Raw genomic sequence first — 12,232 nt, 5'->3', positions numbered from 1 at the left:
TGATGAGCTTCAAAATCGCTATTATCGGCGCAGGCAGCGTCGGATTCACCAAGAAGCTGTTCACCGACATTCTGTGCGTGCCGGAATTCAGGGACATCGAATTCGCGCTGACCGACATCAGCGAGCACAATCTCGGGATGATCAAGGCGATCCTCGACCGGATCGTCGAGGCGAACAAGCTTCCGACCAAAGTCACGGCGACGACGAACCGCCGCGAGGCGCTGGAAGGCGCGCGCTACATCATCAGCTGCGTGCGCGTCGGCGGCCTCGAAGCCTATGCCGACGACATCCGCATTCCGCTGAAATATGGCATCGACCAGTGCGTCGGCGACACGATCTGCGCCGGCGGCATCCTCTATGGCCAGCGCAACATTCCGGTGATCCTAGACTTCTGTCGGGACATCCGCGAAGTCGCCGACACGAATGCCAAGTTCCTCAACTACGCCAACCCGATGGCGATGAACACCTGGGCGGCGATCGAATACGGCAAGGTCGACACGGTCGGGCTCTGCCACGGCGTCCAGCACGGCGCCGAGCAGATCGCCGAGGTGCTCGGCGCGAAATCGCCGCGCGAGCTCGACTATGTCTGCTCCGGCATCAACCACCAGACCTGGTTCATCGAGTTGCGGCTGAACGGCCGGCCGATCGGCAAGGACGAGCTGGTCGCCGCCTTCGAGGCGCACCCGGTCTATTCGAAACAGGAAAAGCTGCGCATCGACGTGCTGAAGCGCTTCGGCGTCTATTCGACCGAAAGCAACGGCCATCTGTCGGAGTATCTGCCCTGGTACCGCAAGCGCCCCGACGAAATCACGCGATGGATCGACATGTCCGACTGGATCCATGGCGAGACCGGTGGTTATCTCCGCTACTCGACCGAGACCCGCAACTGGTTCGAGACCGAATATCCGCAGTTCCTCGAAGCCGCCTCGAAGCCGATCGACCCGGCAAAACGCTCCAACGAGCATGCCAGCCACATCCTCGAGGCGCTGGAAACCAACCGCGTCTATCGCGGCCACTTCAACGTCAAGAATGACGGCGTGATCACCAACCTGCCGCGGGACGCCATCATCGAGTCGCCCGGCTTCGTCGACCGCTTCGGCATCAACATGGCGGCCGGCATCACGCTGCCGGAAGCCTGCGCCGCCACCTGCATGGCCTCGATCAACGTGCAGCGCATGTCGGTGCACGCCGCGATTGCCGGCGACATCGATCTGTTGAAGCTCGCCGTGCTGCACGACCCGCTCGTCGGCGCCGTGTCGACGCCGGAAGAGGTCTGGCAGATGGTGGACGAGATGATCGTCGCCCAGGCGCAATGGCTGCCGCAATATGGAGATGCGGTTCCGGCGGCGAAGGAGCGGCTTTCGAAATCCAGGGTCAAGACCCGCGAATGGGCGGGCGCGGCACGGCGCAGCGTGCGCTCGATCGAGGAATTGCGCGCCGAAAAGGCGGCGCTGAAACAGGCCGGCTGAGATCCGAGACAGAGGGACATCCGTCGGATCAGCCATCCGAAAATAAGAGGCGGGCAACAGGAACGTCCAAACATCTGGGAGGAGAACTATGAGAAGTATTCGTAGAATTGGCATTGCCGCCGGGTTGATGCTCGGCGTTTCGGTCCATGCGCTCAACGCTTTCGCGTCCGAACCGACAGTGCCACCGGAGCCGGCGACGTTCCCCGCCGAAGGCAAGATCAAGTTTGTAGCGCGCGACTCCATCCTGGAGTTCAAGGCGCTGCCCGACTATCACGAGCCGGACTGGGTGACCGAGAAATTCGTCAAGACCGGCAAGCTGCCGCCGGTCAAGGACCGGTTGCCGAAGGAGCCGCTGGTCTTCAAGACCGGCAACATGCCGGACGGCGTCGGCGTCTACGGCGACACGATGCGCCATGTCATCGGCGGCCGGCCGGAAGGCTGGAACTACGGCGCCGGCCAGACGCAGGGCTGGGGCGGCATCGACATCGGGCTTTCAGAATGCCTGACGCGCACGGCACCGCTGTTCCAGGTCGAGGCCAAGGACACCGAGCCGCTGCCCAATCTCGCCAGGAGCTGGGACTGGTCGAGCGACGGCCACAAGCTGACCATGCATCTGATCGAAGGCGCCAAATGGTCCGACGGTGCGCCCTTCAACGCCGACGACGTCATGTTCTACTGGGACGACGAGGTCGTCGATCCGAACGTCTCGCCGCTGAACGGCGCCACGCCTGAAACCTTCGGGGTCGGCACGACGCTGAAGAAAGTCGACGACTACACCGTCGAATGGACTTTCAAGGAGGCGTTCCCGCGGCAATATCTCTATGCCATGGCCTACGGCACGTTCTGTCCCGGTCCGTCGCACATCCTCAAGCCGCAGCATCCGAAATATTCGAAGAACACCTACGACCAGTTCAAGAACGCTTTCCCGCCGGAATATATGAACATGCCGGTGATGGGCGCCTGGGTGCCGGTCGAATACAGGCCGGACGACATCATCGTCATGCGCCGCAACCCGTACTATTGGAAAGTCGACGAGAAGGGCAACCAGCTACCCTACCTCAACGAGCTGCAGTACAAGCTGTCGACCTGGGCCGACCGCGATGTCCAGGCGGTGGCGGGCTCGGGCGACTTCTCCAATCTCGAGCAGCCCGAGAACTTCGTCGCCTCGCTGAAGCGCGCGGCCGACCCGAAAGCGCCGGCGCGGCTCGCCTTCGGGCCGCGCCTGATCGGCTACAATCTGCGGCTCAACTTTTCCGCCAATGGCTGGGGCAACCCAGACGAGCGCAGCCAGGCGGTGCGCGAATTGAACCGCAACGAGGACTTCCGCAAGGCCGTCACCATGGCGCTCGACCGCAAGGCGCTGGGCGACTCCCTCGTCAAGGGTCCGTTCACTGCCATCTATCCGGGCGGCTTCTCGTCCGGCACCAGCTTCTATGACCGCAAGTCGACGGTCTACTATCCCTTCGACCTCGCGGGAGCCAAGGCCTTGCTCGCCAAGGCCGGCCTCAAGGACACCGACGGCGACGGCATCGTGAACTTCCGGGCCGGCACCGCCGGCGGCAAGGATGTCGAGATCGTGATGCTGGTCAACAACGACTACACGACCGACAAGAGCCTTGCCGAAGGCGTGGTGGCGCAGATGGAGAAACTTGGCCTCAGGGTCGTGCTCAACGGCCTCAACGGGACGCAGCGCGACGCCTCGCAGTACTCGGGCCGCTTCGACTGGCTGATCCGGCGCAACGACCAGGAGCTCACCTCGGTGGTACAGAACACCGAGCAGCTCGCGCCGGTCGGGCCGAAGACCAGCTGGAACCATCGGGCGCCGGAAAGCGGCGAGGTCGACCTGATGCCGTTCGAGAAGGACCTCGTCGACATCGTCAACAAGTTCGTCTCGACGCAAGACAACGACCAGCGTGCCGAGCTGATGCGGAAGTTCCAGAAGATCTCGACAGAGAACGTCTACAATGTCGGCCTGACCGAGTATCCGGGCGCGCTGATCGTCAACAAGCGCTTCTCCAACATCCCGCAGGGCACGCCGATCTTCATGTTCAACTGGGCCGAGGACTCGATCATCCGCGAGCGCGTGTTCGTCAACGCGGACAAGCAGGCCAAGTATGAACTCTTTCCCCAGGAACTTCCCGGCAAGCCTGGAAAGAAGGGACCAATGGATTAAGCTTTACCTCCCTGACGAAGAGATGTCCGGCCGCGTTGCGGCGCGGCCGGACAGAGCAGATCCTCCGAACGTATCGAATGCGTGACCGGCCAGAAAGGAAGCAGACCGTCCATGTTGCGATTCCTGCTCATGCGCATCGCGTCGGCCGTTCCCGTGCTGGCGATTTTGAGCCTGGTCACCTTCGCCATCATCCAGGCGCCGCCGGGCGACTATGCCGACTACATCAAATCGCAGCTGATCAACCAGGGCGGCGCCTCCTATGCCGAGGCTGACGCGCAGGCGCAGGCGTATCGCGTGGAGCATGGTCTCGATAAGCCGCTGCCCATCCAGTATCTCAACTGGATCGGCGGCATCGTCACCCGCGGCGATTTCGGCTACAGCCTCTACTACAACAAGCCGGTGGCCGACGTGGTGGGCGAGAGGCTGCCGCGCACGCTGCTTTTGGCGCTGGTCTGCCACCTGCTCGCCTCGGTGCTCGGCATCACCTTCGGCATATGGGCGGCGACGCGGCAGTATTCCTGGATCGACTCGACGCTTTCGGTCATCTCCTTCCTGGGGATGACGGTGCCGCGCTTCCTGATGGCGCTGATCATCGTCTATCTGCTGGTCTTCCAGTTCAACGTTTCGGAGATCGGCTCGTTCTTCTCGCCGCAATATGGCGGCGCGCCATGGTCGTGGGCGAAATTCGTCGACCTCGTCAAGCATGTCTGGCCGGTGGTGGCGATCGCGACCTTCGGCGGCCTCGCCTACAACATGCGCGTCATGCGCGGCAATCTGCTCGACACGCTGAACGCCCAATATGTCGAGACGGCCAAGGCCAAGGGATTGACCGGCGGCGCCGTGGTGATGCGTCATGCCGTGCCCAATGCGCTGCATCCGCTGATCATGTATCAAGGCGTGGTGCTGCCCTACATGCTCACCGGCGAAATCGAGACGGCGATCATCTTCGCGTTGCCCACCGTCGGCCCGGCGATCGTCGGCTCGATGGCGGTCGGCGACGTCTATGTCACGGCCACCTTCATGATGGTGCTGTCGGCGACGCTGATCGTCGGCAACATCATAGCCGACCTGCTGCTCGTGCTGCTCGACCCGCGCGTCCGCCAGTTCGGGGAACACTAGATGCTGGCGCGCGACCCCTCCCCGACGCCCCCATCCCTTACGCCCTTGCCGGCCGAGGGCGTGACGATCGCCGAACCGGCGCACGCCAACGAGAGCTATATCGCGCTGGTCTGGCGCCGCCTGAAGCGCTCCTGGACCGGCATGGCCGGGCTGATCCTGGTCGTGCTGCTTTTGATCATGGCTGTCTTCGCGGATTTCCTGGCGCCGATGGACCCGAAGGCCACCGATGTCGCTTTCGCGCCGCCGCAGGTCATGAGTTTCCACGACAAGGACGGCAATTTCGTCTGGCAGCCGCGGGTCTACGCACTGGCCGACTCGGCCGATCTCGATCCGGTCACGTTCCAGCCGATCGTCGGCCCCGACTACGACCATCCACGCCTGCTTGGCTTCTTCGCCGAAGGCGCGCCCTACAAGCTTCTCGGTCTGATCCCCGCGGACCGGCATTTCTTTGCCTCGATGGACGGCCAGCCGGTGCATTTCCTCGGCACAGACAAGTTCGGCCGCGACGTGCTGTCACGCGCCATCCACGGCTCGCGCGTCTCGCTGATGATCGCGCTGACGGTGGTCTTCATCATCACCTTGATCGGCACCACCATCGGCATGGTCTCCGGCTATTTCGGCGGCAAGTTCGACGTCTGGATGCAGCGCTTCGTAGAGCTGGTGCTCGCCTTCCCGCAACTGCCGCTTTATCTGGCGCTGACGACGCTGATCCCGGTCACCGCGCCGACCAACGTCTTCCTTGCCTTCGTCATCATCGTCATGTCGGCGCTGGGCTGGGCGCAGATGTCGCGCGAGGTGCGCGGCAAGACATTGGCGCTGGCGCGGATCGACTATGTGCGCGCCGCCATGGCGGTCGGCGCCACCGACCGGCGCATCATCATGCAGCACATCTTCCCCAATGTGATGAGCCATGTGATCGTCGCGGTGACGATCGCCATTCCGACGGTGGTGCTGCTCGAAGCCTTCCTCGGCTTCCTCGGCTTTGCGGTGAAGCCGCCGCTGATCTCCTGGGGGCTGATGCTGCAGGACACGGCGACCTATTCGGTCATTGGCACCTATCCGTGGATCTTGTCGCCGGTCGGCTTCGTGCTGGTCACCGTGTTTGCTTTCAACGCGCTGGGCGACGGCCTGCGCGATGCCGTCGATCCGTACTGAGGTGGCCGGGATGACGACGATCGCCCTCGCAGATGATTTCGCACCCGCCGTCCGGCACGACCATGCCGCGCGGCATGAACAGCCGATCATCGATGCGCGCAACATCGAGGTCGCTTTCAAGGTGGAACACGGCACCGTCGAGGCGGTGAAGGATGTGTCGTTCCAGCTCTATCGCGGCGAGACCATCGCCATCGTCGGCGAGTCCGGTTCCGGCAAGTCGGTGACGGCGCGGACGGTCATGGGGCTATTGTCGCGCCGGGCGACGGTATCGCCACGCTCCAGCGTCGACTATTGCGGGCAGGACATTCTGAAGTTCCCCGAGAGCGCCCGGCGCAAGCTGCGCGGCAACCGGATCTCGATGATCTTCCAGGAGCCGATGAGCTCGCTCAACCCGATCTACACGGTGGGCAGCCAGATCGTCGAGGCGATCAGGGTGCATCGCAAGGTGAGCCGCAAGGAAGCCTGGGCGCGGGCGCTCGAACTCCTCAAGCATGTCCAGATCCCCGAGCCGGAAGCACGCATCAAGCAGTATCCGCACCAGCTCTCCGGCGGGCAGCGCCAGCGCGTGATGATCGCCATGGCTCTGGCCAACGAACCCGACGTGCTGATCGCCGACGAGCCGACGACGGCGCTCGACGTCACTGTCCAGGCGCAGATCCTGAACCTGATCCGCAATCTTCAGAAAGAGCTGAAGATGGCGGTGATCCTGATCACCCACGACCTCACGGTGGTGCGCAAGTTCTCCGACTATGTCTATGTCATGCAGAATGGCGAGATGCGCGAGCACAACGTCACCGAAAGGCTGTTCGCTGACCCCCAGCATCCCTACACGCAGCGGCTGCTCGCCTCCGAGCCGCGCGGGCGGCCGCAACCACTGCCGGAAGGCAGCGGCGCCATCCTCGAGGCGAACGGCGTGCGCGTCTGCTTCATGCTGCGCCACGGTTCGTTCCTGAAACCGGACTGGCGCGAACTGGTCGCGGTCGACAATCTCGGCCTGAAGCTTTGCCGACACGAGACGCTGGGGCTGGTCGGCGAGTCCGGCTCCGGCAAGACCACGTTCGGCCTTACCCTGCTTCGGCTGCAGGACGCCAAGCGCGGCGAAATAAGCTTCGACGGACAACCGATCCAGGGCCGGTCGCGAGCCGAGATGCGGCCGCTGCGCTCGCGCATGCAGATCGTCTTCCAGGACCCCTTCTCCTCGCTCAATCCGCGCATGACGATCGGCCAGATCATCGAGGAGGGGCTGGTCGTCAACAAACTGGGCGCGACGCGGCGCGAGCGGGTCGAGCGCGTGCGCGAGGCGCTGGTCAGCGCCGGCATGCCCGGCAACATCCTGTCGCGCTTTCCGCATGAATTCTCCGGCGGCCAGCGGCAGCGCATCGCGATCGCGCGGGCGATTGCGCTGGAGCCCGAATTCATCCTGCTCGACGAGCCGACATCGGCGCTGGACCTTTCCGTCCAGGCGCAGATCATCGACCTGTTGCGCAAGCTGCAGGACGAGCGGGGCTTGAGCTATCTGTTCATCTCGCACGACCTCAAGGTGGTGCGGGCGCTCTGCCACCGCGTCATCGTCATGCAGCAGGGCAAGATCGTCGAACAGGGGCCTGTCGACGAGGTCCTTTCCAATCCCAAGACCGCCTACACCGAACGGCTCGTCAGGGCCGCCTTTGAGGTGGCGTAGACAAGTGCCGGAGGCTTACAGTGGCTAGAAATCCCAGGATCACGTTCATCGGCGCCGGCTCGACGGTGTTCATGAAGAACATCGTCGGCGACGTGCTGCAGCGGCCGGCGCTGTCGGGCGCGACCATCGCGCTGATGGACATCAATCCGCAGCGGCTGGAAGAAAGCGCCATCGTCGTCAACAAGCTGATCGCGACGCTCGGCGTCAAGGCCAAGGCCGAGACCTATTCCGACCAGCGCAAGGCGCTGGCGGGCGCCGACTTCGTCGTCGTCGCCTTCCAGATCGGCGGCTACGAACCCTGCACCGTCACCGACTTCGAGGTGCCGAAGAAATATGGCCTGCGCCAGACGATCGCGGACACGCTGGGCGTCGGCGGCATCATGCGGGGCCTCAGGACCGTGCCGCATCTGTGGACGATCTGCGAGGACATGCTCGCCGTCTGCCCGGAAGCGATCATGCTGCAATATGTCAACCCGATGGCGATCAACACCTGGGCGATCGCCGAGAAATACCCCCAAATCAAGCAGGTCGGGCTCTGCCATTCGGTGCAGGGCACGGCGATGGAATTGGCGCACGATCTCGACCTCCCCTATGAGGAGATCCGCTACCGCTCGGCCGGCATCAACCACATGGCCTTTTATCTCAAATTCGAGCATCGCCAGCCCGACGGCTCCTATCGCGACCTCTACCCCGACCTCGTGCGCGCCTACCGCGAAGGCCGCGCGCCGAAGCCGGGCTGGAATCCGCGCTGCCCGAACAAGGTGCGCTATGAGATGCTGACCCGGCTCGGCTATTTCGTCACTGAAAGCTCGGAACATTTCGCCGAATACACGCCCTATTTCATCAAGGACGGCCGGCCCGACCTGATCGAGAAATACGGCATTCCGCTCGACGAATATCCAAAGCGCTGCATCGAGCAGATCGAGCGCTGGAAGGGCCAGGCGGAGGCCTACCGCTCCGCCGACCGGATCGAGGTCGAGCAATCCAGGGAATATGCCTCCTCGATCATGAACTCGGTGTGGACCGGCGAGCCGTCGGTGATCTACGGCAATGTCCGCAACAATGGCTGCATCACCTCGCTGCCTGTCGACTGCGCGGCGGAGGTGCCATGCCTGGTCGATGCCTCGGGCATCCAGCCGACCTATATCGGCGAGCTGCCGCCGCAGCTGACGGCGCTGATCCGCACCAACATCAACGTGCAGGAGCTGACGGTGCGGGCGCTGATGAGCGAGAACCGCGAGCATATCTACCACGCGGCGATGATGGATCCGCACACCGCGGCCGAGCTCGACCTCGACCAGATCTGGTCGCTGGTCGACGATCTGCTCGCCGCGCATGGCGACTGGCTGCCGGCCTGGGCGCGCGGAGGCCGCAAGAGCGCCGCGGCTTAGGTCCCAGCCTTCTCGCGCGCCACGGCCTGCCAGCCGATATCGCGACGGCAGAAGCCCTGCGGCCAGTCGATACGGTCGACCGCCGCGTAGGCCTTGGCCTGCGCCTCGCCGACGGTCTTGCCAAGCGCGGTGACGTTGAGCACGCGGCCGCCATTGGCGACCAGCGCGCCGCCATTGACGGCGGTGCCGGCATGGAAGACCTGGACGCCCTCGCCTTCCAGCTTGTCGAGGCCGCGGATGACCGAGCCCTTTTCCGGCGTGCCCGGATAGCCGCGCGCCGCCATCACCACGGCCAACGCCGCCTCGTCGCTCCAGCGGATGGACATATGCGCGAGCTGGCCGTCGACGGCGGCGTTGAGCAGGACGAGCAGATCGTCCTTCAGCCGCATCATCAGCACCTGGCATTCGGGATCGCCGAAGCGAGTGTTGTACTCGATCAGCTTCGGGCCCTGATCGGTGATCATCAGGCCTGCGAACAGGATGCCGGCGAACGGCGCGCCGATATTGGCCATGCCGCGCATTGTCGGCTCGATGATCTCGCGCATGGTGCGCTCAGTCATTTCCGGCGTCATCACCGGGGCCGGCGAATAGGCGCCCATGCCGCCGGTGTTCGGCCCGGTATCGCCGTCGCCGACCCGCTTGTGGTCCTGCGCGGTGCCGAAGGGCAGCGCGGTGACGCCGTCACACAGGCAAAAGAAGCTCGCCTCCTCGCCGGTCAGATATTCCTCGACCACGACCTCGGCGCCGGCGGCGCCGAAGGAGCCGTCGAAACAGGCTGCGAGCGCGGCAATCGCCTCTGGAAGCGTCATGGCGACGGTCACGCCCTTGCCGGCGGCCAGCCCGTCGGCCTTGATGACGATCGGCGCGCCGACCTTCTCGACATAGGCCTTGGCCGAAGCGAGATCGCTGAAGCGCCCATACGCGGCGGTGGGGATGTTGAACCGGGCGCAGAGATCCTTGGTGAAGCCTTTCGAGCCCTCGAGCCGCGCCGCCGCCTTGGACGGGCCGAAGACACGGATGCCCCAGGCGCGCAGATCGTCGGCGATGCCCGCCACCAGCGGACCTTCCGGGCCGACGACGACCAGATCGATCTTCTTTTCCTGGCAGAATGCAGCGACCGCGGAATGGTCGGCGACGTCGACCTTCACCAGTTCGGCGACACGGCCGATGCCCGGATTGCCGGGCGAGGCATAGAGCCTGGTCAGCAACGGCGAGTCGGACATCTTCCAGGCGAGCGCATGTTCGCGGCCACCCGAGCCGAGAAGAAGAACATTCATGGCCACCTCTTGCTGCCGCTCGTCCCGTCGAGAGAACCCGCTATTGGTCCGCGGGCGACGGGTCAAGGCACATTGGCATTTTGGCGGCAATTGCGCACGGGAACATGGCGTTCATCAAGATGTGATGAGGCCAGTCCGGAAGAACGACTCAGCTCTGATAGACGACCGGAAACCAGTCCTCGCGCAGTTTCTGGCCGGGCTTCATGTCATGGCCGGGATAGGGCGGCGAGGTGCGGCCGGGGCGCTCGACATAGTGCGCGTCGTCGCCGACCCAGCGCAACGACAGCGCCCGGCGCCGCGCCGCGGTCATGTTGCCGCGCGCGCCATGCGCCGTGCGGAAATCGAACAGGATGGCGTCGCCCGGCTCCATCTCCCATTCGAGCACCTTCATCGACGGATCGTTGTCGGGATCCGGCACCGGCCGGTAATCGCCCTGGCCGGCATAGAAATTGTCGTCGTTCAGCCAGCGCACCGGCAGCACCATCTTCTCCCATTTGTGCGAGCCGGCGATCAGCCGAAGCGTCGCCTCCTTCACCGGATCGATCGGGATCCAGAAGCTCACCGTCTGGCTGCCGTCGACGAAGTAATAGGGGATGTCCTGGTGCCAGGGCGTCGGCTTCTGCGTGCCGGGCTCCTTGACCAGCACGTGGTCGTGGAAGAACTGCGCGCTGCGCGACTGCATGACGGCGGCCGCAAGCTCGGCGGCCGGCGATTCCCTGACGATCCTGACGAATTCCGGGATGCGCTCCCAGTTGCAGTAGTCGTCGAAGAAGCTGCCCTTGCCGCCGGCGATGTCGGAGGCCGTGGCGCTGCGGCTCTGCATATTGCGCTCGATGCCGTCGGCGATTACGTCGACCCAGTCCTTGAAGGCGCCGCGGATGCAGACGGCGCCATCGCGCTGATAATCGGCAATCGTCGAAGCATCGATCTTTGGGCTGGCCATGGCTCTCTCCTTGGGTGCGATACCCAACTATCGCAGTCGTCTCATATCGGGTAAAATAATAACTTCTCATCCTGCTTATAGTTTTAGCCTATGAAATTCACACTCACGCAATTGCGCTATGTCGTTGCCGTCGCCCGCTATGGCAGCGTGACCATGGCGGCCCAGGCACTGAACGTCTCGCAGCCGTCGATCTCGGTGGCGATCGACAATGTCGAGGACGCGCTTGGCCAGAAACTGTTCGTGCGCCAGCGCGGCAGCGGCGTTGCGCTGACATCGTTCGGCCGCAGGGCCGTCGCCAAGGCAAGGCAGGTGCTGGGCGAGGCGGACGAACTGGCGGCGCTCGGATCGCGCGACGCCGATATCGGCGGCGAACTGGTGCTCGGCTGTTTTGAGGATCTGGCGCCCTATTTCGCGCCAGCGCTGATGCGCGCCTTCGCCGAGCGCTGCCCGGCCGTCACCGTCGTCATCGGCGACGAGACCTTCGACACGCTGGGACGGCGCCTCGCCGACAGCGCCGTCGATCTCGGCCTCACCTACGATCTCGGCCTGCCCGGGCATTTCAAGCGCATTCTGCTGCATGAACTGCGGCCGCATGCGCTTCTGCCCGCAGGCCATGTGCTGGCGGACAAGCATGCCGTCAGCCTGGCAGAGCTCGCGACCTACCCGCTGATCACCACCGACCAGCCGCACAGCTGGCAGCACATGCTGGACCTCTTCCTCAGCCGCGGCCTGTCGCCGATCGCCCGGGCGACCACGAGTTCGTTCGAGCTGCAGCGCTCGATGGTGGCCAACGGCTTCGGCGTCGCCGTCAGCTACACCAGGCCGCATGGCGATATGAGCTATGACGGACTGCCGCTGATCTGCAAGCCGCTCTCCGACCCGCTGCCGATGCAGCGCATCATCCTGACCCACGACACGCGTCAGCGCCTGTCCAAGGCGGCCATGGCCTTCATCGAGGTCGCCAAGGCATGGTTTGCCGGTCACGATGTTTTCACCGGCTGAGCGACAACGCGGCAGCTTGACG

General features: G+C 64.2%; 9 protein-coding genes. 7 read left to right on the top strand and 2 right to left on the bottom strand.

The window, feature by feature from the left end; genetic code table 11:
• Positions 1-2: 2 nt before the first annotated feature.
• The 6 genes from melA (DPM33_RS02520) (at position 3) to melA (DPM33_RS02495) (ending at position 8,988) form a co-directional block, all read left to right on the top strand.
• Positions 3-1,469: an alpha-glucosidase/alpha-galactosidase gene (melA, locus tag DPM33_RS02520; protein ID WP_112095298.1), complete on the top strand. Its 1,467-nt coding sequence runs from the start codon at positions 3-5 to the stop codon at positions 1,467-1,469.
• Between the two features lie 88 nt (positions 1,470-1,557).
• Positions 1,558-3,642 (top strand): ABC transporter substrate-binding protein, encoded by a 2,085-nt coding sequence (locus tag DPM33_RS02515; RefSeq protein ID WP_112095297.1) that lies wholly within the window; start codon positions 1,558-1,560, stop codon positions 3,640-3,642.
• A gap of 111 nt (positions 3,643-3,753) precedes the next feature.
• A complete protein-coding gene (locus DPM33_RS02510) occupies positions 3,754-4,761 on the top strand; it encodes an ABC transporter permease (RefSeq protein WP_112095296.1) in 1,008 nt (335 codons plus the stop codon).
• A complete protein-coding gene (locus tag DPM33_RS02505; protein ID WP_112095295.1) occupies positions 4,762-5,916 on the top strand; it encodes an ABC transporter permease in 1,155 nt (384 codons plus the stop codon). It begins immediately after the preceding gene.
• Positions 5,917-5,926: 10 nt separating this feature from the next.
• Positions 5,927-7,597 (top strand): ABC transporter ATP-binding protein, encoded by a 1,671-nt coding sequence (locus DPM33_RS02500; RefSeq protein WP_112095294.1) that lies wholly within the window; start codon positions 5,927-5,929, stop codon positions 7,595-7,597.
• A gap of 20 nt (positions 7,598-7,617) precedes the next feature.
• On the top strand, positions 7,618-8,988 hold the full coding sequence (melA, locus tag DPM33_RS02495) for an alpha-glucosidase/alpha-galactosidase (protein ID WP_112095293.1): 1,371 nt from the start codon (positions 7,618-7,620) through the stop codon (positions 8,986-8,988).
• Here the strand turns inward: melA (DPM33_RS02495) and purD are convergent.
• Both purD and DPM33_RS02485 read right to left on the bottom strand, forming a co-directional pair.
• Positions 8,985-10,265: a phosphoribosylamine--glycine ligase gene (gene purD, locus DPM33_RS02490; protein WP_112095292.1), complete on the bottom strand. Its 1,281-nt coding sequence runs from the start codon at positions 10,263-10,265 to the stop codon at positions 8,985-8,987. The genes melA (DPM33_RS02495) and purD overlap by 4 nt on opposite strands.
• A 148-nt stretch (positions 10,266-10,413) precedes the next feature.
• Positions 10,414-11,208 (bottom strand): phytanoyl-CoA dioxygenase family protein, encoded by a 795-nt coding sequence (locus DPM33_RS02485; protein ID WP_112095291.1) that lies wholly within the window; start codon positions 11,206-11,208, stop codon positions 10,414-10,416.
• Between the two features lie 90 nt (positions 11,209-11,298).
• Here DPM33_RS02485 and DPM33_RS02480 point away from each other — a divergent pair, with 90 nt between their 5' ends.
• Complete coding sequence (locus DPM33_RS02480) at positions 11,299-12,210, top strand: LysR family transcriptional regulator (protein ID WP_112095290.1); 912 nt, start codon at positions 11,299-11,301, stop codon at positions 12,208-12,210.
• The last annotated feature ends 22 nt before the right edge of the window (positions 12,211-12,232 follow it).

Source organism: Mesorhizobium hawassense, assembly GCF_003289945.1.
Classification (GTDB): domain Bacteria; phylum Pseudomonadota; class Alphaproteobacteria; order Rhizobiales; family Rhizobiaceae; genus Mesorhizobium; species Mesorhizobium hawassense.
The sequence above is the reverse complement of the archived record's forward strand: the minus strand, read 5'-3'. Positions and strand labels throughout refer to the sequence as shown.